Source organism: Amycolatopsis sp. VS8301801F10, from assembly GCF_046195355.1.
In the GTDB taxonomy this organism is placed as follows: Bacteria; Actinomycetota; Actinomycetes; order Mycobacteriales; family Pseudonocardiaceae; genus Amycolatopsis.
Genome location: NZ_CP176065.1, coordinates 8984822 through 9008717, shown reverse-complemented (window position 1 = coordinate 9008717; position 23896 = coordinate 8984822). Strand labels below are relative to the sequence as shown.

General features: G+C 69.5%; 21 protein-coding genes. 10 read left to right on the top strand and 11 right to left on the bottom strand.

Annotation, left to right across the window (positions count from 1 at the left end; translation table 11 throughout):
* Positions 1-32: 32 nt before the first annotated feature.
* Positions 33-2393: a Tex family protein gene (locus F9C11_RS41300; protein ID WP_409182753.1), complete on the bottom strand. Its 2361-nt coding sequence runs from the start codon at positions 2391-2393 to the stop codon at positions 33-35.
* Between the two features lie 167 nt (positions 2394-2560).
* On the opposite strand from F9C11_RS41300, the gene F9C11_RS41295 reads away from it, so the two are divergent.
* Positions 2561-4060: a chitinase gene (locus F9C11_RS41295; protein WP_409182752.1), complete on the top strand. Its 1500-nt coding sequence runs from the start codon at positions 2561-2563 to the stop codon at positions 4058-4060.
* Between the two features lie 45 nt (positions 4061-4105).
* Here the strand turns inward: F9C11_RS41295 and F9C11_RS41290 are convergent, their stop codons facing one another.
* Both F9C11_RS41290 and F9C11_RS41285 read right to left on the bottom strand, forming a co-directional pair.
* Positions 4106-5554, bottom strand: a complete 1449-nt coding sequence (locus F9C11_RS41290) for a flavin-containing monooxygenase (protein WP_409182751.1) — start codon at positions 5552-5554, stop codon at positions 4106-4108.
* Positions 5555-5635: 81 nt separating this feature from the next.
* A complete protein-coding gene (locus tag F9C11_RS41285) occupies positions 5636-6727 on the bottom strand; it encodes a winged helix DNA-binding domain-containing protein (RefSeq protein ID WP_409182750.1) in 1092 nt (363 codons plus the stop codon).
* Between the two features lie 80 nt (positions 6728-6807).
* Here F9C11_RS41285 and F9C11_RS41280 point away from each other — a divergent pair, with 80 nt between their 5' ends.
* The 3 genes from F9C11_RS41280 (at position 6808) to F9C11_RS41270 (ending at position 9721) form a co-directional block, all read left to right on the top strand.
* On the top strand, positions 6808-7824 hold the full coding sequence (locus F9C11_RS41280) for an AraC family transcriptional regulator (RefSeq protein WP_409182749.1): 1017 nt from the start codon (positions 6808-6810) through the stop codon (positions 7822-7824).
* Between the two features lie 48 nt (positions 7825-7872).
* Entirely contained in the window at positions 7873-8472 is a 600-nt protein-coding gene (locus F9C11_RS41275; RefSeq protein ID WP_409182748.1) for a TetR/AcrR family transcriptional regulator, read from the top strand.
* 64 nt (positions 8473-8536) lie between these two features.
* Positions 8537-9721, top strand: coding sequence for an MFS transporter (locus F9C11_RS41270; protein WP_409182747.1), 1185 nt, complete (start codon positions 8537-8539; stop codon positions 9719-9721).
* Here the strand turns inward: F9C11_RS41270 and F9C11_RS41265 are convergent.
* On the bottom strand, positions 9670-10293 hold the full coding sequence (locus tag F9C11_RS41265) for a TetR/AcrR family transcriptional regulator (RefSeq protein ID WP_409182746.1): 624 nt from the start codon (positions 10291-10293) through the stop codon (positions 9670-9672). The genes F9C11_RS41270 and F9C11_RS41265 overlap by 52 nt on opposite strands.
* A 155-nt stretch (positions 10294-10448) precedes the next feature.
* Between F9C11_RS41265 and F9C11_RS41260 the strand changes: the two genes are divergently transcribed.
* Positions 10449-10733 carry a hypothetical protein gene (locus F9C11_RS41260; RefSeq protein WP_409182745.1) on the top strand — a complete coding sequence of 95 codons (285 nt, stop codon included), beginning with the start codon at positions 10449-10451 and terminating at the stop codon, positions 10731-10733.
* Positions 10734-10739: 6 nt separating this feature from the next.
* On the opposite strand, the gene F9C11_RS41255 is transcribed toward F9C11_RS41260, so the two are convergent.
* On the bottom strand, positions 10740-11621 hold the full coding sequence (locus tag F9C11_RS41255; RefSeq protein ID WP_409182744.1) for a TetR/AcrR family transcriptional regulator C-terminal domain-containing protein: 882 nt from the start codon (positions 11619-11621) through the stop codon (positions 10740-10742).
* A 104-nt stretch (positions 11622-11725) separates the two neighbouring features.
* Between F9C11_RS41255 and F9C11_RS41250 the strand changes: the two genes are divergently transcribed.
* Entirely contained in the window at positions 11726-12910 is a 1185-nt protein-coding gene (locus F9C11_RS41250) for an FAD-dependent monooxygenase (RefSeq protein ID WP_409182743.1), read from the top strand.
* Here F9C11_RS41250 and F9C11_RS41245 read toward each other — a convergent pair.
* Positions 12899-14212, bottom strand: a complete 1314-nt coding sequence (locus tag F9C11_RS41245; RefSeq protein ID WP_409182742.1) for an MFS transporter — start codon at positions 14210-14212, stop codon at positions 12899-12901. The two genes, F9C11_RS41250 and F9C11_RS41245, sit on opposite strands and share 12 nt — an antisense overlap.
* A complete protein-coding gene (locus F9C11_RS41240) occupies positions 14209-15435 on the bottom strand; it encodes a M20 family metallopeptidase (protein ID WP_409182741.1) in 1227 nt (408 codons plus the stop codon). The genes F9C11_RS41245 and F9C11_RS41240 overlap by 4 nt, the downstream gene beginning before the upstream one ends.
* Positions 15436-15554: 119 nt before the next feature.
* On the opposite strand from F9C11_RS41240, the gene F9C11_RS41235 reads away from it, so the two are divergent.
* Positions 15555-16586: an Lrp/AsnC ligand binding domain-containing protein gene (locus F9C11_RS41235; protein ID WP_409182740.1), complete on the top strand. Its 1032-nt coding sequence runs from the start codon at positions 15555-15557 to the stop codon at positions 16584-16586.
* On the opposite strand, the gene F9C11_RS41230 is transcribed toward F9C11_RS41235, so the two are convergent.
* From F9C11_RS41230 to paaI, 4 genes are read right to left on the bottom strand one after another with little or no spacing between them, the layout of a single operon-like run.
* Complete coding sequence (locus tag F9C11_RS41230; RefSeq protein WP_409182739.1) at positions 16555-18147, bottom strand: SMI1/KNR4 family protein; 1593 nt, start codon at positions 18145-18147, stop codon at positions 16555-16557. The genes F9C11_RS41235 and F9C11_RS41230 overlap by 32 nt on opposite strands.
* 45 nt (positions 18148-18192) lie before the next feature.
* Positions 18193-18783: a TetR/AcrR family transcriptional regulator gene (locus F9C11_RS41225; protein WP_009073839.1), complete on the bottom strand. Its 591-nt coding sequence runs from the start codon at positions 18781-18783 to the stop codon at positions 18193-18195.
* The gene (gene paaK / locus F9C11_RS41220) at positions 18780-20060 is read right to left on the bottom strand and encodes a phenylacetate--CoA ligase PaaK (protein WP_409182738.1); all 1281 of its coding nucleotides are present in this window, start codon (positions 20058-20060) and stop codon (positions 18780-18782) included. The genes F9C11_RS41225 and paaK overlap by 4 nt, the downstream gene beginning before the upstream one ends.
* On the bottom strand, positions 20057-20452 hold the full coding sequence (gene paaI, locus F9C11_RS41215; RefSeq protein ID WP_409187093.1) for a hydroxyphenylacetyl-CoA thioesterase PaaI: 396 nt from the start codon (positions 20450-20452) through the stop codon (positions 20057-20059). The genes paaK and paaI overlap by 4 nt, the downstream gene beginning before the upstream one ends.
* 200 nt (positions 20453-20652) lie before the next feature.
* Between paaI and paaZ the strand changes: the two genes are divergently transcribed.
* The 3 genes from paaZ to paaB are packed head-to-tail and all read left to right on the top strand — an operon-like array spanning position 20653 to position 23893.
* On the top strand, positions 20653-22680 hold the full coding sequence (gene paaZ, locus F9C11_RS41210; protein WP_409182737.1) for a phenylacetic acid degradation bifunctional protein PaaZ: 2028 nt from the start codon (positions 20653-20655) through the stop codon (positions 22678-22680).
* On the top strand, positions 22677-23612 hold the full coding sequence (gene paaA, locus F9C11_RS41205) for a 1,2-phenylacetyl-CoA epoxidase subunit PaaA (protein WP_409182736.1): 936 nt from the start codon (positions 22677-22679) through the stop codon (positions 23610-23612). Before paaZ ends, paaA begins: the two co-directional genes overlap by 4 nt.
* Positions 23609-23893 (top strand): 1,2-phenylacetyl-CoA epoxidase subunit PaaB, encoded by a 285-nt coding sequence (gene paaB / locus F9C11_RS41200; RefSeq protein ID WP_009073848.1) that lies wholly within the window; start codon positions 23609-23611, stop codon positions 23891-23893. The genes paaA and paaB overlap by 4 nt, the downstream gene beginning before the upstream one ends.
* Positions 23894-23896: the final 3 nt, after the last annotated feature.

Sequence of the window (23896 nt, the reverse complement as noted above, 5' to 3'; positions counted from 1 at the left end):
GCTCGAAAGCGTGGAGGCCGTTTCCGTCTGCGTTACTTGCCGAATCCGGCGCGCCGCAGCGCTTCCGCCATCGCGCCGCCGCCTCCGGAGTCACGACGGTCCCGGCCCCCGCGCTGCTGCGGCTGATTCCGGCGCTGACCGCCGCCGCCGCCCTGGCCGCGGTCCCGTCCGCCGCCACCGCCGCGGTTGTTGCCCGCGCCGGGCTCGTCGTCCAAGCGCAGCGTCAGCGAGATCCGCTTGCGCGGCACGTCGACGTCCAGCACCTTCACCTTGACGATGTCGCCCGGCTTCACGACGTCGCGCGGGTCCTTCACGAAGTTCTTCGACAGCGCCGAAACGTGCGCGAGGCCGTCCTGGTGCACGCCGACGTCGATGAACGCGCCGAACGCGGCCACGTTCGTCACCACGCCCTCCAGGCGCATGCCCGGCTTGAGGTCGGCGATCTTCTCGACGCCCTCGGCGAAGGTCGCGGTCTTGAACGCCGGACGCGGGTCGCGGCCCGGTTTCTCCAGCTCGGCCAGGATGTCGGTGACCGTCGGGAGCCCGAAGGTGTCGTCAACGAACTCGGCGGGCTTCAGCGACTGCAGGGTCCGCGCGTTGCCGATCAGCTCGCGGATGCCGGTGCCGGTGCGGTCGAGGATCCGCCGCACGACCGGGTAGGCCTCCGGGTGCACCGAGGACGCGTCGAGCGGGTCGTCGCCGTCCGGGATGCGGAGGAAGCCAGCGCACTGCTCGAACGCCTTCGGGCCGAGCCGCGGGACCTCCTTGAGCGCGGTGCGCGTGCGGAACGGGCCGTTGCTGTCCCGGTGCGCCACGATGTTCTCCGCGAGCGACGTCGTGATGCCCGAAACCCGCGTCAGCAGCGGGGCGGACGCGGTGTTCACGTCCACGCCGACCGCGTTCACGCAGTCCTCGACCACCGCGTCCAGCGACCGCGACAGCGACACCTCGGACAGGTCGTGCTGGTACTGGCCGACGCCGATCGACTTCGGGTCGATCTTCACCAGCTCGGCCAGCGGGTCCTGCAGCCGCCGCGCGATCGAGACCGCGCCGCGCAGCGAGACGTCCATGCCGGGCAGTTCCTGCGAAGCGAACGCCGAAGCCGAGTACACCGACGCGCCCGCCTCGGACACGACCGCCTTGGTGAGCTTCAGCTCCGGGTGCTTCTTGATCAGCTCGATCGCCAGCTTGTCGGTTTCGCGCGAGGCGGTGCCGTTGCCGATCGAGATCAGGTCGACGTTGTGCTTCTTGGCCAGCGCCGCCAGCTCGGCGATCGACTGGTCCCATTTGTTCGCCGGCTGGTGCGGGTAGATCACGTGGGTGTCGACGACCTTGCCGGTCGGGTCGACCACGGCCACCTTCACGCCGGTGCGGAAGCCCGGGTCGAGGCCCATCGTCGCGCGGGTGCCCGCCGGGGCGGCCAGCAGCAGGTCGCGCAGGTTCGCCGCGAACACGCGCACGGCGTCGTCCTCGGCCGACTGGCGCAGCCGCATCCGCAGGTCGATGCCCAGGTGCAGGAGGATCTTCGTGCGCCAGGCCCAGCGCACGGTGTCGCCGAGCCACTTGTCCGCCGGGCGGTCCTGCTGGCTGATCCCGAACCGGGCGGCGATGCGCTGCTCGTACTCGGTCGGGCCGACGCGGACCGGGGCGTCCTCGGCCACCGGCTCGGACGGCTCCATCGTGAGGTCGAGGATCTCCTCCTTCTCGCCGCGCAGCATCGCGAGGATCCGGTGCGAGGGGAGCTTGGTGTAGGGCTCGGAGAAGTCGAAGTAGTCGGAAAACTTCGCCCCGTCGGTCTCCTTGCCCGGGCGGACCTTCGACGACAGATGGCCCTCGGCCCACATCTTCTCGCGCAGCTCGCCGATCAGGTCGGCGTCCTCGGCGAAGCGCTCGACCAGGATGGCGCGCGCGCCGTCGAGGGCGGCCTGCGCGTCCGCGACGCCCTTGTCCGCGTCGACGAACACCGCGGCGGCCGCCTGCGGGTCCTTCGTCGGGTCGTTCAGGAGGCCGTCGGCCAGCGGCTCCAGGCCGGCCTCGCGGGCGATCTGCGCCTTGGTCCGCCGCTTCGGCTTGTACGGGAGGTAGATGTCCTCCAGCCGCGACTTGGTGTCCGCGGCGAGGATCTGCGCCTCGAGGGCCTCGTCCAGCTTGCCCTGGCTCCGGATGGACTCCAGGACCGCGGCGCGGCGCTCGTCCAGCTCGCGCAGGTAGCGCAGCCGCTCCTCGAGCGTGCGCAGCTGCGCGTCGTCCAGCTCTCCGGTGACTTCCTTGCGGTACCGGGCGATGAACGGCACCGTGGACCCCTCGTCGAGGAGGGTCACGGCGGCCTTGACCTGCCCTTCGCGCACCCCCAGCTCTTCGGCGATCCGCTGCTCGACCGACTGCACGCTCAAAACCAGGCTCCTGCTTCGTCTCGGGTTGCTCCGAGCCTGCATTGTGCCGCTGCCCGCCCGGCCCGCCGCGCATGGCCCGCCGAAGCACCTCCGGAAGTTCCTTGACATCCGTATTGGTCTAGTCCATTTTGAGGTGACCTGGCTCACTGTCGTGCGGAGGTCTGCCCGTGTCCCCACACCCGTCCCCCCGGCGGCTGCCTGCCCTGGTGTCCCTGCTGGCCTCGGTCGCGCTCGCGCTCGGTGTCACGCTGGCCCTCGGCACCGGCAGCGCTTCGGCCGCGAACATCCTCGCCAACCCCGGCTTCGAGAGCGGCTCGCTCTCCGGCTGGACCTGCACCGGCACCGCCTCGGTCGTGTCGGCCCAGGCGCACGACGGCAGCCACTCGCTGAGCGCGGCGCCCTCGGGCTCCGACACCGGGCAGTGCTCCCAGCAGGTCACCGTGGCGCCTAACACCGCGTACAAGCTGTCCGCGTGGGTCCAGGGCAGCTACGTCTACCTCGGCGTCTCCGGCTCCGCGGTGCAGAACACCTGGACGCCCGGCGCGACCGGCTGGCAGCAGCTCAGCCTGAGCTTCACCACCGGCTCCTCCACGAGCCTCACGGTGTACCTGCACGGCTGGTACGGCCAGCCCGCCTACCTCGCCGACGACGTCAACCTCGACGGCCCCGGCACCCCGCCCACGACGTCCACGGCACCGACTTCGCCGACGAAGTCCACCACCCCCACGACGCCGACCACCCCGACTACGACCACCAGCACGCCGCCGCACAACGGCGACCTGCCGAAGCACATCCTCACCGGCTACTGGCAGAACTTCGACAACGGCGCGAAGACGCTCAAGCTCGCGGACGTGCCCACGACGTACAACGTCATCGCGATCGCTTTCGCCGACGCCACCACGACGCCCGGCGCGGTGAGCTTCACGCTCGACCCGGCGTTGTCGGCGAAACTCGGCGGCTACACCGACGCGCAGTTCCGCGCGGACATCAAGACCGTGCAGGCGCGCGGCCAGAAGGTGATCATCTCGGTCGGCGGCGAGAAGGGCACGATCAGCGTCGGCGACAGCCAGTCGGCGAGCAACTTCGCCAGCTCGGTGAAGCAGCTGATCTCCACCTACGGCTTCGACGGCGTCGACATCGACCTGGAGAACGGCATCAACGCCACCTACATGGGCCAGGCGCTGCGCAGCATCCACGACGGCGGCGGCTCGGTGATCACCATGGCGCCGCAGACGATCGACATGCAGTCCACCCAGGGCGGCTACTTCCAGCTGGCGCTGAACGTCAAGGACATCCTCACCGTCGTCAACATGCAGTACTACAACTCGGGCGCGATGAACGGCTGCAACGGGAACGTCTACTCCCAGGGCACCGTCGACTTCCTCACCGCGCTCTCGTGCATCCAGCTGCAGGGCGGCCTGCGGGCCGACCAGGTCGCGTTCGGGCTGCCGGCCTCGGGCTCGGCGGCGGGCGGCGGGTACCAGTCGCCGTCGAACGTCGTGTCGGCGATGAACTGCATGGCCAAGGGCACCGGCTGCGCGTCGTTCAAGCCGTCGACCACGTATCCGGAGTTCCGCGGCGCGATGACCTGGTCCATCAACTGGGACGCGTCGAACGGCTACTCCTTCGCCAACACGGTCAGCGCGGGCCTGAAGAACCTGCCCTGAGGAAAGCTCGTGAGTGGCGATCACGGTTCTAACCGTGATCGCCACTCACGAGCGCACCAGGTAGTCGGCCGGGTCGAGGACCCTGGTCCGGCGGTCGTATTCGGTGACCAGCCCGGGCCAGTTGGTGCTCACCCGGCCGTTTTCCTGCCGGTACCAGCTCGTGCAGCCGCTCCAGACGCTGTGCGAAAGCCGCGCTTGCACTTCGCGGTCGTAACGCTGTTCGACCTCGGCCCGCACCTCCAGCGCCGCGACGCCTGGCCGGGTGAGGTGCTCGACGGCCTGGCGGAGATAGCGGGCTTGCCGCTCGATCATGTAAATGATCGAACCGGCACCGAGGTTGGTGTTGGGGCCGTAGACGCAGAACATGTTCGGAAATCCCGGCACGGTCAAGCCGAGGTACGCCCGCGCGCCGCCGCTCCACGCCTCGGCCAGCGACCGGCCGTCGCGGCCGAACACTTTCATCGGGCCCAGGAATTCCGTCGCCTTGAATCCGGTGCCGTAGATCAGCACGTCCGCCTCGTGCTCCACGCCGTCCGCGGTGCGCACGCCGCGCGGGGTGATCTCCGTGATCGAGGACGTTTCGACGGAGACGTTCGGCTGGGCGAGCGCGGGCAGGTAGTCGTTGGTGAACAGGATCCGCTTGCAGCCCAACGGATAGTTCGGCGTGACTTTGCGGCGCAGCGTGCGGTCCTTGAGATGGCGCCGGCGCAGCTGAGCGGCGCGCAGCTCGAAGATTTTGGTCAGCACCGGGTGTTTCGTCATGCCGTAGGTGGCGTACTCGGCGAGCAGGAAGATCCGCGCGCGGCCGAGCAGCTGTGTCTTCGGCAGGCGACGGAAAAGCCGCTGCTGCCAGGCTTTGTAGCGGCCGTCGTTCTTGGCCATGATGTACGGCGGCGTGCGTTGGAAAATGGTGACGTGCGCGGCCTCCTTGCGGATCTCCGGCACGAACTGGATCGCGCTCGCGCCGGTGCCGATCACCGCGATCCGCTTGCCCGCCAACGGGATTTCGTGGTTCCACTCCGCGGAATGGAATGCTTCGCCGGAGAAGCTCTCGCGGCCGGGGATCGAGGGGAAGGCGGGCCGGGACAACTGGCCGACTGCGGGCACGAAGACGTCCGCCTCGAACGTTTCGCCCTGCGCGGTTTCGACTCGCCAGCGGCCGTTGTCGTAGGTCGCGGACGTGACCTCGCGGCCGTAGCGGATGTGCGGTTCGATGCCGTACTTCGCGATGACGCGCTTGAGGTAGGCGTAGATGTCCGGCTGCATCGCGTACCGCTTCGGCCAGTCCGGGTTGGGCTCGTAGGAGAACGAGTACAGCGGCGACGGGATGTCGCAGGCCGCGCCGGGATAGGTGTTCTCGCGCCACACGCCGCCCGGTTCGGTCGCCCGCTCCAGGATCGTGACGTTCGGGAAACCGGCGCGCTTCAGCTCGATCGCGGCGCCGATTCCGCCGAATCCGGTGCCCACTATCAGCACCGACGGGGTGTCGTCCATAGGCCGAAGCTACGCAGGCGGCCGTCGGTGCGGAAGGGCACGAACGGCCACTCGATCGAGAATTCCGGCCAGTGGACGCGGTTATCCGGGCACGACCTGGACCTCGTGCGTCTTGCCGGGTTCGGCCCAGGCGAGCAGCTTCCGCGCGTTGCTCTCCAGCGCGGCGGTGTCGCGTTTCGAGATCCGTTCGAACGGCGTGAGGACCAGCGTCGCCGACCCGCGGGTGGTGGTGGTTTCCCAACCGCCGCGGACCTGGCCGTCTACCAGGAGGGTGCCTTTGACCAGGCCGTTGACGGTGATCACGCGCTTGCGGTGCTCGTCGCTGATCATCCGCGTGCGGTCGGCGTAGGACAGCAGCGTCTGGTCGAACGGACCGAGCAGCCGCGGCGGGACGGGCGTGTCCTCGTCGGGCAGCGTGGCGTCCGGCAGGTCGTAGAGCGTGCGGCCTTCGGGATCGCGGTAGGTGCGCAGATCCATCCCCTCGACCACCTCGCCGAGCTTCGTGACGCCCGCCCAGGCCTGCATGTCCGCCACCGTCGCCGGGCCGAACGCGGCGAGGTAGCGGCGGATCAGTTCGGCGGCGGACGGTTCCGGCGCGGCGACGCCGTCGAGCCAGTGGTCCGCGACCTGGTAGGTCGGCTGCCCGGCCTTGCCCCACACGCCGCGCGGCGGGATCTGCACGAGCGGCAGGATGGCCCGAACCAGGAACATCAGCGACGCGGCCGGTGTCTCCGGGTAGTGCTCGACCAGCGCTTTGCCGAGCTGATCGCTCGAATACGGCCGTTCGCGCAGCAGTTCGGCGGTCGTCTTCGCCACCGCGTCGTGGTCGAGTTTCGCCAGCGGTTCCCGGTGCTGATTGGCCGCGGTCAGGGCGCGGTCCATGACGACTTGCACGAGCGGACGCCACGCCAGCGCGTCGGCGGCCGGGACGAGGTGCACGGTGCCGCGCATCAGCACCATCCGCACCACGCTGCGGTCGAGCAGCAGGCTCGCCAGATCGTCCGGCTGGAACCCTTGCACCCGGCACCACAACGCGTAATACGGCGGGGACGGAGCCTGCGCTTGCAGGCCGGCGAGGTGTGCGACGGCGTCGAGAACCGGCATCTTGGCGGGCTTGAGGAGCAGTTGCCGGTGGAGGGTCGCGCGGTTGAGGACGCGGCGGGAAAGGTGCACGGCGGGAGCTTAACGAGCGACCCCGACAGTTTTGGCCCTCGAACGGCACGCGGGCGGCCGGTTCATCCATAATTCCGGCCATGGCCGAGCTAGCCGCACCCGCCATCCGCGACTGGGACTTCCCGCGCGGCACGGCGAGCGTCCTGCTCATGCACCGGTTCGCCGAGGACCGCGGCGTCTCGCTGCCCGGCCTCCAGGTCGAAGACCTGCGCGCGCCGGATCGGCAGCTCGACGCGCGGCAGGAGCTGGCGGTGGTGCGCGCCTTGCTGGCGACGGTCGGCTCGGGCGACGACGTCGCGCTCAGCCTCGGCTGCCGGTACCGCGTGACGACGTTCGGCATTTTCGGCTTCGCCTGCATCAGCAGCCCGACGATGCGCGACGCGATGGTCTTCGCGTTGCGGTACCTGGATTTGTCCTTCACCTTCTGCATTCCGCACGTCGAGCTGGACGCTGCCGGACTCCGCCTGGTGCTGGACGATTCGCGGGTGCCAGAGGACGTCGCCCGGTTCCTCGCGCTGCGCGACCTGTCCGCGATCTGCACGGTCATGCGGGATCTGCTGCCGGAAATTTCCCTGGCAGGGCTGGAGTTCCGTTTTCCATCTTCGTCCTTTGTGGACTCGTACCGGACGGCTTTCGGCATCGACCCGATTTTCGGTGCGGCCGAGCATCAGGCGATCTTCGACCCCGAACTGCTGAACCGCCCGTTGCCGCAGGCCAACGAACAAACCGTCGCACTGTGCGCCGCGCAATGCGACGCCCTGGTCGCCCGCCGCCGCGCACGCTCGGGAGTCCCGCAGCTGGTGCGCGAACGACTGGTGCGGCTGGGCGGCGCGGACGCCGGGATGGACGAGATCGCCCGCCAGCTCACCCTCAGCACGCGAACCCTGCGCCGGCGGCTGACCGAAGCGGGTACCGGCTACCGCCAGCTGCTCGACGAAGTCCGCCAGACGCTCGCGGAGGAGATGCTCGACACCGGCGCACTGTCCGTTGACGACGTCGCCCTGCGTCTTGGCTATGCCGAAGCGTCGAGCTTCATCTACGCCTTCAAACGCTGGACCGGCACGACGCCCGCCGCGTACGCCCGTCGCAACCGCTGAGCCACCCCGTTATGGACACTGCGTTACACAATGCCGTAGGCTGCCCGCATGGCCCGACCGCGCACCTTCGATCGCGAGCAAGTGCTCACTGCTGCCACTGAGCTGTTCTGGCGGCGCGGCTTTCACGCGACCAGTGCCGAAGAACTGTGTCAGGCAACCGGTCTCGGCCGCAGCAGCCTGTACAACACTTTCGGCAGCAAAGGCGCGCTGTTCGCGGAATGCCTTGCCCGCTATCTCGACACCACCGCGCAAGCCACGGCCGAGGTCATCGCGAAGAAGGGCGACGCGGTGTCGCGGATCGAGGCTTACCTGACGAAGGTGGTCCTCGAGGAAGCCGAGCGGTCGAGCACCGGGGCGCCGAGCGGATGTCTCGCGGTCAACTCCGTCGCGGAACTGGCCGGCGACACCGAGAACGCGGAGTTCCTGGAGCAGGTGGCCCGGGACACCGATGCCCGGCTGCGCTTGCTGACCGACCTCTTGCGGGCAGGTCAAGCGGCGGGTGAAGTCACCGCTGAGGTTCCTGCGGAGGGGCTGGCCGCGTATGTGAACGCCAGCGTCGCGGGGCTGCGGATCTCCGCGCAAGGCGGTGCGCCGCTGGCCCGGCTGGCCGACATCGTCCAGGCGGCCGCCCGGGCGCTTCGTCCGTAATCCCGTCCCTTCCGGCTTCCCGCTGGCCAAGTTTTGAACCGATCGTTACAGGAAAGGGTTTCCCATGTCCCGTGTGCCGTCCGCGGTCTATGTACTGGCCGCTGGCATCTTCGCCATGGTCACCAGCGAATTCGCGGTAGCCGGGCTGATGCCGCAGCTAGCCGCCGGACTCGGCGTCGAGGTCGCGCAGATCGGCTATCTCATCACCGTGTTCGCCGTCGCGATGGCGGTCGGCGGCCCGGTGCTGACGGTGGCTTTGCTGCGCGTCCGGCCGAAAGCCGCGCTGATGGTCGTCTTCGCGGTGTTCTTGGCCGGCAACGTGCTGGCCGCGCTCGCGACGACGTATTCGGCGATGGTGGTCGCCCGCGTGGTCAGCGGCGTCGCGTCCCAAGCGTTCTTCGGCATCGCGATCTCCCTGTGCGGGCAGCTGGCCGGCGAACGGATGCGCGGCCGGGCGATCGGCGTCGCGATGAACGGGCTCATGCTCGGCACCCTGCTCGGGCTGCCGCTGGCGACCTTCGCGGGCGGGCATTTCGGCTGGCGGGCGGCGTTCTGGACGATCACCGTGCTGACCGTCCTCGCCGCGCTGCTGACTCAGTTCCAGGTGCGCGATCCGGGGCGGGCCGAACGCCGGGAAGCCGCGGACTTCCGCGTTTTCCGTCGTCCGCGGCTGCTTCTCGCGCTCGTCTCCAGCACGCTGATCATCGGCGCGACGTTTTCCGCGTTCAGCTTCTTCACTCCGATCCTGACCCAGGTGAGCGGGTTCTCCCCGGACACGGTTCCGGTGCTGCTGCTCGGCTACGGCGCGGCCACGGTCGCCGGCAACAGCGTCGTCGGCAGGCTCGCCGACCGGCACCCCGTCTCGACGCTCGCCGCCGGCACGCTCCTGAACGCGCTCTTCCTCACCGGCTTCGCGCTGTTCACCGACGTGCCCGCGGCGGCGGTGGGGTTCCTGCTCGCGATCGGACTGGCCGGGGTGACGATGAACCCGGCGATGGCGGTGCGGGTGCAGCGGGCCGGGAACTCGAGCCCGCTGGTCAACACGGTGCACTCGTCGTTCATCACGCTCGGGGTGATGCTCGGCTCGTCGGTCGGGGCCAGCCTGATCGAACCGTACGGCCTGCGCGCGCCGATCGTCCTCGGCGCCGCGATGGCGGTGGCCGCGGTCCTGACGATCCTGCCCGCGTTCCGGGTGGTTCAGCCGCCGCTGCCCGTTCCGGAGGTGTGCTGCGCCAGCACGGCCGGGTAAGTGGTTTCCAGCAGCTGCACCAGCGTTTCGACCAGGAATGTGCGCAGTTCGGCTCGGTCCAGTGTGCCGCGGACCAGCCATTCCCGGGACGCGGCGCGCAGCATGCCGCCGTATGCGCGGATCATCGCCCGCAGCTGCGGATGCCCGTTCGCGGGCAGCAGGGCGGCGGCGAGCACGCGGTCGGCGGCGATCTCGTCCGCCTCCCGCATGATCCGCTCGACCTCCGGGTCGTGCGCCGCGTCGATCACCGTGAGCCAGGCGTCGCGGTTGCGTTCCACGACGTCGATCCACCGGTCGATGCCGACCTCGAGACGCAGCCGCGGCGGGCCGTCCGGCAGCGCGTCGACGACCGGGGCCGACACGATCGTCATCTGCCGCACCACTTCGAGATACAGCTCGCGTTTGCCGCCGAAATAGTGGTTGATCAGCGGCCGGGCCACTCCCGCCGCCGCCGCGATGTCCGAAGTGGACACCGAGGAGTAGCTGCCCGCGCCGAAGCACCGCCGGGCCGCGGCGAGGATCTCCGCGCGGCGCTCGGCGGGGTCCAGCCGCCGCCGGGTTCCGCTGCTCACCGGGCCAGCCTCGCCGCCGGGCGACGTCGTTGTCAACACGGCGCGGAGCCGCCGGCGCCGGATGCCGTTACCCAACCGGAACAACCGGCCGGTAACTCCGGCGCCCCCGGCCGCGACCTTCAGCCGGGGGACCTGGGGCGGAGCGGGAGCGGGTGATGGAGGGCACGGACCAGCGGCCTCGGCCGCCCGGCCGGTGGGTCGGGGTGCGGCTGCACTGCCGGCACGTCCGGATGGACGACCGGCCGTGCGCGACCGGCTGCCCGGAGGACGAGCTGACGGTGTCGTATCCGGGGATACTGATCAGCAGCTACGACGACGGCGAACTGGTGGAGGAGCGCTGGGTCCCGCTGGGGGCCGAGCCGACCGAGGAGGACGACGAGACGCTGATCGAACACCTGAGGGCGGCGCTGTGGTGGCAGCTCGGGGAGAATCAGCCCTGAGCCGGCTCAAGGACGGTTCAGCCGCCGTTCGACGCCGTCGAGGAGCAGACGCAGGCCGTACTCGAAGGTCTGGTCGAGGGTGAGCCGGGTCTGGAGGCTCTTCAGGCGGTCGAGGGCGGGGTAGCGGCCGGTCTCGACGATCCGGCGGAACTCGGCCTCGTGGCCGTCGAGCCACGCGTCGTTGGCGAGGCCGGTGTCCTGGCGCGCCCACGCCTCTGATTGCCAGGTGAGCGCCAGGCCTCGGACGTGGCCGAACAGATTCAGGTGCACGAGAAGCAGTTCCCCCTCGGGCAGCCCGGCCCGGTGCAGTGCGGCCAGCGCCCACTCGGAGTAGCGCATCAGATTCGGCGCGGGCCGGGGCCGCGTCATGGACAGCGCCTCGGCGACCCACGGATGGCGCCGGCACACCGTCCACAAGAGACGGACGGTGTGTTCCAGGCACGCACGCCACGGAACCGGCGGTTCGCGGCGGATCTCTTCGCCCGCGACGACGTCGGCCATCAGGTGGACCAGTTCGTCCTTGTCGCCGACGTGCCGGTACAGCGACATCGTCGCCGCGCCGAGTTCGGTGGCGATCCGCCGCATGGACACCGCGGGCAACCCGTCCGCGTCGGCGATTTCGACGGCGACGCGCACGATCCGGTCCCGGCTCAGCTCCGGTTCCCGTTCCCGCCGCACCGAACGCACGACGGTGCCCGCGCCCGGTTTGGGGTCGACCAGCCCTTGGTCGCGCAGTTCGGCGATGACCTTCGTCGCGGTCGCCATCGCGACGCCCCATTCCCGGGTGATCTGCCGGGTCGACGGCGCGCGGTCGCCCGGCCGGAGCCGCCCGCTCGTGATGCGCTCGCGGATCTCGGCCACGATCCGCTGGTAGGGCGCGGAGTCCATCACTGCCTCCAGTGCACTAGTGCGCTCCGCCGCTCTTGTGGTGCGGCAGAAGAACTGCACTAGAACAAAGGTACTCGCCGGAAAAGCGCTCGTACGGTGTACACATGCGCACTGTCCTGATTTCCGGCGCGGGTGTCGCCGGGCTTTCCCTCGCTTACTGGCTGCGGCAGCACGGTTTTCACCCGACACTGGTCGAACGCGCCCCTGGCCCGCGCCAGGGCGGGCAGGCGGTCGACCTTCGCGGCGCGGCCCGGGAGGTCGTCGCGCGGATGGGACTGCTGGACGAAGTCCGCGCCGCGCACACCGGCATCCGCGGCATCGCGTGGGTCGACGAACGCGGCCGTCGAGCGGCGGAGATGGCGGCGGACGCGCTCGGCGATTCCGGCGGGGTGGTGGCGGACCTCGAAATCCTTCGCAGCGACCTCGTCCGGATCCTGCACGACGCCGCTGGAGTCGACATCGAGTACCGCACCGAAATCACCGCGCTGGACGAAAAGCCCGACGGGATCCGTGCCGCCTTCGCCCGCGGACCGGCGCGAACGTTCGACGTCGTGGTCGGCGCGGACGGAATCGGCTCGGGTGTGCGGTCGCTGGTGTTCGGCCCGGATTCCGTGCGCGACCTGGGCTACCACCTCGGCTACTTCCCGGCCCGGACGCGGCTCGACCTCGACGGCTGGGAGACCGTCTGCAACCTGCCCGCGGGCAACGGCGTCGGCGGCCGCGTCGTCATGCTGTACCCGCTGGGCGCCTCGGGAGAATGCCGGGTCCTGGTCGGTTTCGTCTCGCCGAAACCGCTTGCCCCGGAAGAAAACCCGGCCGCGGTGGTCGCCGAGGCGTTCGCCGGCGCCGGATGGGAAATCCCCGCGCTCCTGGAGCAACTCCCGGACGACCTGTACTTCTCCCGCGCCGGGGAGGTCCGGCTGACCGAATGGCACCGCGGCCGCACGGTCCTGCTCGGCGACGCGGCCTTCGGCGGCTCGCTCGGCATGGGAACCAGCCTGGCGCTCGTCGGCGCCTACGTCCTCGCCGGTGAACTATCCACTGTGGACGACCCGAGGACCGCCTTCGCCCGCTACGCCGACGAGATGCGGGATTACGTGGCAGCGAACCGGAAACGCCCGCCCGGCGGAGCCCGCGGATTCGCCCCGCGGACCCGGACCGGCATCCGGTTGCGCAACGCCTTCCTGCGTGCGCTGCCGCATCTGCCGGGCAGGCACCGGATGCTGGGCGGGCTTCAGCGCTCGGCGAACGCCATCACGCTGAAGCCCTACCCGGCCTTACGCCCCTGACCCGGTGACCGCCCGGTCGGGGGTCTCGGCCTTCTCCCGCAGGTCCACGCCCCGGGTTTCCGGCAGCGTGAACACCACCAGCGCACTGACCACCATCAGCACGATCCCGTAGATGATGAACAGCGACGGATGCCCGTTCCCGGCGAACAGCGTCTGCAAGTACGGCGCCGTGCCGCCGAAGGCCGCGACCGCGATCGAGTACGGCACGCCGACACCGACCGCTCGGATGCGGGTCGGGAAGATCTCCGCGTAGACCGCCGGGCCGATCGAGGAGAACCCGGCCATGAACAGCAGCGCGATCGACATCGCCACGAACAGCTGCCACGGTTCGTGCCCGACCATCGCGTTCAGCGGGAAGCTCAGCAGGAGCAGGCCCGCGATCGCGATGAACAGCACCGGTTTGCGGCCGATGCGGTCGGACAGCATGCCCCACAGCGGCAAGGCGACCAGGAAGACCACGTTCGCGAACACGCCCGCCCACAGCGCGCCGGTCGGGGGGACGCCGCGCACGGTGATCGCGTACGACGGCGCGGCGACGGCCCACATGTAGTAGATGACCGTCGCGCCGACGGTGAGCCCGACGACCTGCGCGAGCAGCTTCGGGTTCTGCTTGATCGTCTGCCAGATCTGGCCCTTCTCCTTCGCCGCGTCCTTCTTCGCCGCCTGGAAAACCTCGGTCTCGCGCATGCGCAGCCGCACGTAAAGCGAGTAGATCCCGAAAACGCCGCCGAGGATGAACGGGATCCGCCAGCCGAAGGAGAGCATCTGCTCGTGGCTCAGCACGCCGGAGAGCACCGCGCCGAGCAGGGTGCCGACGAGCACGCCGCAGGTGCCGGAGAAGTAGATGAGGCTCGACCATAGTCCGCGGCGGGCGGGCGGCGCGACTTCGGCGATGTAGGTCTGCGCGGACGGCAGTTCGCCGCCGTGCGCGAGGCCTTGCGCCAGCCGCGCGATGACGAGGATCACCGACGCCCACACGCCGATTTGGCCGTAGGTCGGGGAAAGGCCGATGACCAGGCTGCCCGCGGCGGCGATCGCGACGGTCAGCGACATCGCCAGCTGCCGCCCCTTGCGGTCGGCGATCCAGCCGAACACCCACCCGCCGATCGGCCGCGCGGCGAACCCGACCGCGAACACCGCCAGCGTGCTCAGCAGAGCCGAAACCGCGCTGTGGGCGTTGAAGAACTGCGCGGCGAAGAACGACGCGAACGTGGCGTAGACGTTCCAGTCGAACCATTCCATCGCGTTGCCGGCACCGAGCCCCAAGAGGGTGCGGCGCCGGTCTGGGACCACAGAAGTCATCGCAGTGCTCCTTCGGCGAACCGGTCGAGCCGGCGGACGGCGAGTTCGGCGTAAACGGTGGCGGCACGGGACAGCACGGACGGGTCGAAATCGGCGTACGGGCTGTGGTTGTTGGGCGCGGTGTGCGGTTCGAGGCCCGGCATCAGCGCGCCGAGGCCGAGAAAGGTTCCCGGCACCGCGGCGAGCACGCGGGAGAAGTCCTCGGAACCGGCGACCGGGTTGGGCAGATCGGTGTAGTACTGCTCGCCGATCGTCTCGCGGACGACCTCGGCGCCGAACGCCGTCTCGTCGGCATCCGTTACGGTCACTGGATATTCGTTCTCGAACACGACATCCGCGGTGACGCCGTTCGCCCGCGCGACACCGTCGATCGTCTCGCGGATCGCGGTGTCCAGCAGCGCGGCGGTGTCGTCGGAGAAGCAGCGGACGGTGGCCTCGAACTCGGCGGTCGCCGGGATGACGTTGCGCTTCGTTCCGCCGCGGATGACGCCGACGGTCAGCACGGCCGGGTCGAAGATGTCCAGACGACGCGTGATCATCGTCTGCAGCGCGGTAATCATCGCCGCGGCGGCCGAGATCGGGTCCTTGGCGCGGTGCGGCATCGACCCGTGGCCGCCTTCGCCGTGCACGGTCACCAGCAGCTTGTGCGAGGCGGACATCAGCGTTCCGGGACGGCTGGCGAACTGGCCGCTGGGCAGCATCGAGGAGAAGACGTGCAGCCCGTACGCGGCGTCAACGCGTCGGCCAGCGGCGTCGAGTACGCCTTCCTTCAGCATCACGCCCGCGCCGTCCCAGCCTTCTTCGCCGGGTTGGAACATCAGGACGACGTCGCCGTTGAGCCGGTCGCGGTGGGTGTGCAGCAGCCGGGCCGCGCCGACCAGCGACGTGGTGTGCAAATCGTGGCCGCACGCGTGCATCGCGCCGTTGGTGGCAGCGAAATCGAGCCCGGTCGCCTCCTGAACCGGAAGCGCGTCCATGTCCGCCCGCAACAGAACCGTGCGCGGCTGAGCCGCATCGCGGGCCGAACCCTCGCCGCGGAGCACAGCGGTCACCGACGTCGTTTCGGTTCCGGTCGAGATCTCCAGCCCGAGCCCGTCGAGTTCGCGCAGGACCCGTTCCTGGGTGCGCGGCAGGTCGAGGCCGATCTCAGGCTCGCGGTGCAGTTCGCGGCGCAGCTGCGCCAGGTCGTCCTGCTGGCTGCGGGCGTCTTCGTGGAGGTCCACCGGCTCGGCTCCTCTTCGTCGGGGAACGGCGTCTTGGTGGTCGAGTGTGCGAACTCACGCCCGATATCGGGCTAGAGTTGTCGGAATCGCTCGCAAAGCCCCCTTCTGGAGAAGAAACAATGATCGAATCACTGGAGGAGGAAGACTTTTCGCTCATCCACGCACTGCAACTGCGCCCCCGCGCCACCTGGACGCAACTGGCCGCGGCACTCGACTCCTCCCCGGTGACGCTGGCCCGGCGCTGGGAGCGGCTGCGCGACGGGGGAGCGGCGTGGGTGACGGCATATCCGCACGTGCCCGGGCTGTACCAGGTGCAGGCCGCGTACGTGGAAATCCGCTGCGCGAGCGGCCAGGTGCGAGAGCTGATCCGGGAACTGTCGACGTGGCCCTCGGTGGCCAGCATCGAGGAAGCTTCGCGCGAATACAGCCTGGTGCTGACCGTTTTCGGCCTCGGTTTGCGCGACCTCTCCGCCCTGCTGCTGGACGCGATCCCCAGCCTGCCCGGCGTGCTCAACACACGCTCGCACCTGGCGTCGCGACTGCACGTCGAAGGCAGCTCATGGCGAGTGGGCGCGCTCGACCGACGGCGCGTGCAGGCCCTGTCGCAACTCCCGTCCATCGGCGGCGGGCGGACGGCGAAACTGCAGCCGTGGGAAGAGCCTTACGCCCCACTGACGGTGGCCCTGGGCGAGGACGGCCGGCGCAGCGCCGCGGACCTGGCGCGGATCACCGGCCGTCCGGTGTCGACCGTGCGCCGCCAGCTCGGCCACCTGCTGGGCGCCGATGCGTTGACATTCCGCTGCGAGATCGCACAGGGGCTGACGCCGTCGCCGATCGTGGTCAACTGGTGGTGCCAGGTCCCGGTGGCACACGTGTCGACGTGCGTGGATCGCTTGCGCGCCAACCCGACCGTGCGGCAGATGGCGAGCCTGCCCGGTCCGGCGAATCTTCTGGTGACCACGTGGATGCGGTCGATCGAGGAGTCGATGCGGATGCAGGAACATCTGGAACAGGACCTGGCGCCGCTGTCGGTGGTGGACTCGGCGCTGATCCTGCGGACGGTCAAGCGGATGGGGTGGCTGCTGGACGATGTGGGGCGGAGTACCGGGTTTGTGGTGACTATGCCTGCTCCGGCCCGGGAGGGGCGGTGAGCGAGCCGGTGAACTCTTGCAGGTGGACGTCGTTGCCGCGGAGCTGACGGAGGAACTCGACCGCTTCGGCGAGAAGGACGCGGCCGGAGATGGTGAGTGCGGCCAGCTGGGGGAGGCGATGGCCGGATGCCAGGAGGCGGGTGAGCTGGCTGGCGTCGAGGGTGAGCACGCGCAGGGCTGGCAGGTGGGCGAGCTGGTCGATGGCCGGGACGTCGAGACCGGCGATGTCTAGCCGGGTGAGGTTCGGGAGGGTGGCCAGCGGGGAGAGGTCTACGGGGTGGGCGAGATGGTGGAGGGCGAGGTCCCATAGCGTCGGATGACCGGCGAGCGCCTTGAGGTCGATTTGCTCGGCGGAGATGGTGAGGGATTCCAGGAGCGGCAGGTTCGTCATCGTGGGAGTCACCGTTTTCGCGCCGCGCGCGCCGATATCGCGCAGCGAGCGGAGCGGTTCGAACACGGTTAGGTCGAGGTCGCCGTCGTGGTGGAGGTAGCAGGCCTGGACCAGCTCCGGGTGGTCGATGCCGATGAGCGCTTCAGCACCGTCGCGCACGCTCTCGATGGGGTGTCGGACCGGGAGATCGGCGAAGGACGCGTGGACCTCGATCCGGTGATCGCCTTCGTGCAGGGTGTACCGGCCCGCGCGTAGCGCTTTCAACACCTCCTCGATCATGGCGGCGACCGACCTGCCGACCAGATGCGGCGCTTCGGAAGAGCCGTAAGCGAATACCTGCCCCGACTGGCCCCCGACGTCCGGATCGAGGTCGACAGCGAGATACTCGCCGCTGCGGTCGCCGCCGAAGATCACCCACCAGTCGTTGCGGAACACCCGCTTGAGCCGCCCCGGCGGATCGGCGTCGAACACCGGACGGATGTCTTCCAACGGGCTGTCGCAGGGGACTCCGGCACACGAGCCGGGCAGATCGTCGCTGCAGTACTCCTTGACCAGAGTTTCCAATGAGTCGTGGGAGTAGCGGCCGAGCAGCCCGGATTCGCCGATATCCCGGCCGACCAGACGGAAAAGCGCACGCAGGTCCTCCGGCAGCCGAACCCCGATCTGAGCTTCGGCGACGGAGATCTCCTCCTCGCTGGCTCCCGGCGCCCACCAGGGGGCGCGCCCCATGATCGCGGTGTGCCGCTCGGCGAACTCCTCGACGAGCGCGCCGACTTGCCGCAATGCCGCCGGATCAGTCGGCGTCCCGGTCGGCTCGAGCCCCGCCGGTCGCTGCATGCCGGGCAACGGGTGCCCCGGGTAACGGAAGTCCGGGTCGAACACGAAGCCGGCCCGCTCGGCCAGCAGATCGACGTCGGAGCTGAACGAGAACCGGTAACTCCCGTCCCGGCGCAGCCGCGTCTCGTAGACCCCGCGCGGCAAGTCGGACGTCAACACCCCGAAGGTGTTGACGTGCAGGTACGGGTCGTCCGGCGGCTCCTCGTCCAGCCACCCCGCAGTCCGGGTCCCCCAGTCGTGCCACGAGATCTGCACCGTCGCGCCCGACTGACGGTCGCCGACTGCGTCCCGGACCCGTTCTGCCAGCGTCCGCCCGATCTCCCCCAGATCCATGCCGTCAGCGTAGCGAGAAATCCCTGCGCAGAGCACGAAATCGGGTTAAGCGCGCAACCCGTCGAACGCCATCTTGCACACCGCGTCCGCCAGCTCCTCCGGCGATGCCCCGCGCCGCGGCCGGTACCACTCGATCAGCGAGTTCACCGTCCCGAACAGCAACCGCGCCGCGATCGCCGGGTCGATGTCCGGGCGGACGTCCCCTTCCGCCTCGGCCTGCTTGACCAGATCCGTCACCAGATGGTCGAACTCGCGCCGTCGCGCCAGTGCCGCTCGTTCGGCCTTCGTATTGCCCCGCACCCGCAGCAGCAGCGTCACGAACGGCAGCCGGTCCGCCAGCACCAAGACGCTTCCACGGACCAGATGCTCCAGACGGTCGATCGCGCGCCCGTCCAGTGCCTCCGTCGATTCCGCGACCTCGAAAAGCCCGTCCAAAGCCCGGTCCACCGCCAGCCGCAGCAGTTCTTCCTTGCTCGGGACGTGGTGGTAGATCGCGGATTTCGTGATGCCGAGCTTGCGCGACAGGTCCTCCATGCTGGTCCCGTCGTAGCCGCGGTCGTTGAAAAGCTTGACCGCGACCTGGAGCAGCGACTCCAGGTCGTAGCCGGGACGGCCGCGGCGGGCGGGGGCGGTCACGAGCGTTCGTCCAGCACGCGGCGCATTTTACCGAGCGAGCGCTCCAGCGTGTCCGGGTCCACGACCTCCACCGAAACGCTTACCCCGACGCCGTCCTTCACCCCGGCGGCCACCGCGGACGCCGCCGCGGACCGGCCCTCGGCGGTGGTGTCGGCGCGGGCTTCGACGCGCACAGTCAGGTGGTCCAGGCGGCCGCGGGTCGAGCGGACCAGCTGGAAATGCGGGCTCAGTCCCTCGGTGCGCAGCACGATTTCCTCGATCTGCGTGGGGAAAACGTTGACGCCGCGCACAATGATCAGGTCGTCGCTGCGGCCGGTCACCTTTTCCATCCGGCGGAAGGCCGGACGCGCGGTGCCGGGCAGCAGACGCGTCAGGTCGCGCGTGCGGTAGCGGATGATCGGCAGCGCCTGCTTGGTCAGCGACGTGAACAGCAGTTCGCCGCGTTCGCCCTCGGGCAGCACCTGCTCGGTGAAGGGGTCGATCACCTCGGGGAAGAAGTGGTCCTCCCAGATGTGCAGGCCGTCCTTGGTTTCCGCGCATTCCTGCGCGACGCCCGGACCCATCACCTCGGACAGGCCGTAGATGTCGACCGCGTCCAGGTCGAACCGTTCCTCGATCTCGGACCGCATCTGCTCGGTCCACGGTTCCGCGCCGAAAATGCCGACCTTGAGCGAGCTGGCCCGCGGATCCACGCCCTGGCGCTCGAACTCGTCGAGCAGCGTCAGCATGTACGACGGCGTGATCATGATGATTTCCGGCTTGAAATCCGTGATCAGCTGTACCTGCCGGGCGGTCATGCCGCCGGACGCCGGAATCACCGTGCAGCCAAGCTTTTCCGCGCCGTAATGCGCACCGAGCCCGCCGGTGAACAGGCCGTATCCGTACGCGACGTGCACCTTGTGCCCGGGCCGCCCGCCCGCGGCGTGGATCGAGCGCGCCATCACCGTGGCCCAGGTGTCGAGGTCGTCCTCGGTGTATCCGACGACGGTCGGCTTCCCAGTGGTGCCGCTGGACGCGTGCAGCCGGCGGATCTGGTCCTGCGGCACCGCGAACATCCCGAACGGGTAGCTCTCGCGCAGGTCGGCCTTGGTGGTGAAGGGGAACTTCGCCAGGTCGCCCAGCTCGCGGCAGTCGTCCGGGTGCACGCCCGCTTCGGCGAACTTCTTGCGGTACAGCGGGACGTTCTCGTACGCGTGCCGCAGGGTCCACTGCAGCCGTTCCAGCTGGAGCGCGGCCAGCTCGTCGGCGCTGAGGGTTTCGGAGAGATCGGCAGTCACTGTGGTTCCCGGGTTTTCTCGATGACGCGGCTGCGGCCGCGGAATTCGGCGACGACCTCGGGCCCGCCGGGGGTCTCCCGGTGCACCGTGACGTCGTAGATGCCGTTGCGGCCGTAGCGGGTGCGCTCGGCGGCCGTCGCGACGAGGTGGTCGCCCAGTTTTCCGGCGGCGACGAACGAGATTTCCGCGCCCGCGGCGACGGTGACCGGTCCGTGCGTGTTGCAGGCGAGGGCGAAAGCGGTGTCGGCGAGCAGGAACACGTAACCGCCGTGGGCGATGTCGTGCCCGTTGACCATCGTCTCGGTGACCTTCATCGTCGCCACTGCCCGGCCGTCGGCCGCCTCGACGAGTTCGATGCCGAGGGCGCGGGACGCCTCGTCGGTGTCGAACATGGCGTGCGCGGCGTTGCGGGTCACGAGCGAGGCCTCCGGGACGGTGACTTACTGACCGAATGGCCGGTAATCCCGGCTGGAGCCCAGTAAAGGCCGCGGCTTCGGCGGTGTCAAGCAATGCGGGGGTTCCGATCAGCGGGGGGAACGGCTATCCTGCGAATTACTGAACGTCCGGTTGGTAATTCGGCGAGAGGGTCGGCATGGTTCTGCTCCGCAGCTACGTCTCCGGGGGATGGCACACGGCGCCTGGCGAGGGCGCTCCGTTGCACGACGCGGCGACCGGGGAGGAAGTGGCCCGGATTTCGTCGGAGGGGATCGACTTCGCCGCGGCGCTCGAGTACGGCCGCAAGGTCGGCGGTCCGGCGCTGCGGAAGCTGACGTTCCATCAGCGGGCCGCGCTGCTGAAGGCGCTCGCCTCGCACCTGCGCGAGCACCGCGAAGAGCTGTACGCGCTGTCGGCGCGCACGGGCGCGACGCTCGGCGACTCGAAGTTCGACATCGACGGCGGCATCGGCGTCCTGTTCAGCTACGGCTCGAAGGGCAAGCGCGAGCTGCCGAACGACACGGTGTACGTCGAGGGCGCGGTCGAGCCGCTGAGCCGCGGCGGCACGTTCGTCGCGCAGCACATCGCCACGCCGCTGCAGGGTGTCGCGATCCAGATCAACGCCTTCAACTTCCCGGTGTGGGGGCCGCTGGAGAAGTTCGCGCCCGCGTTCCTCGCCGGCGTGCCGAGCCTGATCAAGCCGGCCAGCCAGACCGCGTACCTGACCGCGCGGCTCGTGGAGCTGATCGTCGAGTCCGGCATCCTGCCCGAGGGCACGGTGCAGTTCGTCGCGGGCAGCGTCGGCGACCTGCTCGACCACGTCACCGCGCAGGACCTGGTGTCGTTCACCGGTTCCGCGTCCACCGCGCAGAAGCTGCGCGCGCACCCGGCGATCGTGCGGAACTCGGTGCGGTTCAACGCCGAGGCCGACTCGCTGAACTGCTCGATCCTCGCCCCGGACGCCCGGCCGTCCACGCCGGAGTTCGACCTCTTCGTCAAGCAGCTGGTCACCGAGATGACGGTGAAGGCAGGCCAGAAGTGCACCGCGATCCGCCGCGCGTTCGTCCCGGCCGAGATGCTGGACGACGTCGCCGAAGCGGTCAGCGCCCGGCTCGCCAAGGTGACCGTCGGCAACCCGAGCGCCGAGGGTGTCCGGATGGGCGCGTTGGCCAGCCTGGAGCAGCGGGAAGAGGTACGCCGTTCGCTGAAGGCGCTGCTCGACGCGGGCAGCATCGTCTTCGGCGACCCGGAGCACGTCGACGTCGTGGACGGCGACGAGGCGACCGGCGCGTTCATCTCGCCGATCCTGCTCAAGGCGGACCCGGAACGCGCCGAACCGCACGAGGTCGAGGCGTTCGGCCCGGTGTCCACGCTGATGCCGTACACGTCGGTCAAGCAGGTCATCGAGTTCGCGGCGCGCGGCGGTGGCAGCCTGGCCGGGTCCGTCGTGACCGGCGACCCGGTGTTCGCCCGCGAGATCGTGCTGGGCGTCGCGCCGTACCACGGCCGGCTGCTCGTGCTCGACAGCGAGGACGCGAAGGAATCCACCGGGCACGGTTCGCCGATGCCGCAGCTGGTGCACGGCGGCCCCGGTCGCGCGGGCGGCGGCGAGGAGATGGGCGGTATCCGCGGCGTGCTGCACCACATGCAGCGCACGGCCGTGCAGGGCAGCCCGAAGGTGCTCGGCACGGTCACCGGCCGGTGGGTCGAGGGCGGGCCGCGCGTCGAAGGCGAGCACCCGTTCCGGAAGTCGCTGGCGGAGCTGAGCATCGGCGACACCGTGGTGGCCGGTCCGCGCACCGTCACCCGCGCCGACATCGACCACTTCGCCGAGTTCACCGGCGACACCTTCTACGCGCACACCGATGAAGCGGCGGCCGCGGCCAACCCGCTGTTCGGCGGCATCGTGGCGCACGGCTACCTGGTCGTCTCGTTCGCGGCGGGCCTGTTCGTCTCGCCCGAGCCGGGCCCGGTGCTGGCCAACTACGGCCTGGAAAACCTGCGCTTCCTCACGCCGGTGAAGGTGGACGACCAGCTGACGGTCACCTTGACCGCCAAGCAGATCACGCCGCGGATCGACCAGGAGTACGGCGAAGTCCGCTGGGACGCCGACGTCACCAATCAGAACGGCGACTCGGTCGCGAAGTACGACGTGCTCACCCTCGTCTCGAAGGAGCAGCCGTGACCGCTGTAGCCGATTTGGAGACCCAGTTCGAGCACACCATCGAACGGGACCAGCGCATCGAACCGCGCGACTGGATCCCCGAGGGCTACCGCAAGACGATGATCCGCCAGATCGCGCAGCACGCGCATTCGGAAATCATCGGCATGCAGCCGGAGGGCAACTGGATCACGCGCGCGCCTTCGTTGCGGCGCAAGGCGATCCTGCTCGCGAAGGTGCAGGACGAGGCCGGGCACGGGCTGTACCTGTACTCCGCGGCGGCGACGCTCGGCGCTGATCGCGCGGACCTCACCGACAAGCTGATCAACGGCAAGCAGAAGTACTCGTCGATCTTCAACTACCCGACGCTGACCTTCGCCGACGTCGGCGTGATCGGCTGGCTGGTGGACGGCGCGGCGATCTGCAACCAGGTGCCGCTGTGCCGGTCGTCGTACGGGCCGTACGCGCGGGCGATGATCCGGATCTGCAAGGAGGAGTCCTTCCACCAGCGGCAGGGCTACGAACTGCTGATGACCATGATGCGCGGGACCCAGCAGCAGCGGGACATGGTGCAGGAGGCGGTGAACCGCTGGTGGTGGCCGTCGCTGATGATGTTCGGCCCGCCGGACGCGGATTCGCCGAACACCGCGCAGTCGATGGCGTGGAAGATCAAGCGGCACACCAACGACGAGCTGCGGCAGCGCTTTGTCGACATGTCCGTGCCGCAGGCCGAGGCGCTCGGCGTGACCTTCCCGGACCCGGAGCTGCGCTGGAACGAAGAGCGCCAGCACTACGACTTCGGCGCGGTCGACTGGGACGAGTTCAAGAACGTGCTCAAGGGCAACGGGCCGTGCAACGCGCAGCGGATCGCGCACCGGCGGCGGGCGCACGAAGAAGGTGCCTGGGTCAGGGAAGCCGCAGCGGCGCACGCGGCCAAGAAAGAGGTTTCGGCATGAAGCACGACTGGCCGTTGTACGAGGTTTTCGTCCGCGGGAAGCGGGGACTGAACCACGTGCACGTGGGTTCGCTGCACGCGGCGGACGACGAGATGGCGCTGCACCACGCGCGCGATCTCTACACGCGCCGCAATGAAGGGGTGTCGATCTGGGTCGTGCGCGCCTCGGACATCACCGCGTCGTCGCCGGACGAGAAGGACCCGTTCTTCGCGCCCAGCGGCGACAAGGTGTACCGGCACCCGACGTTCTACGACATTCCCGACAACGTTCCGCACATGTGAGGT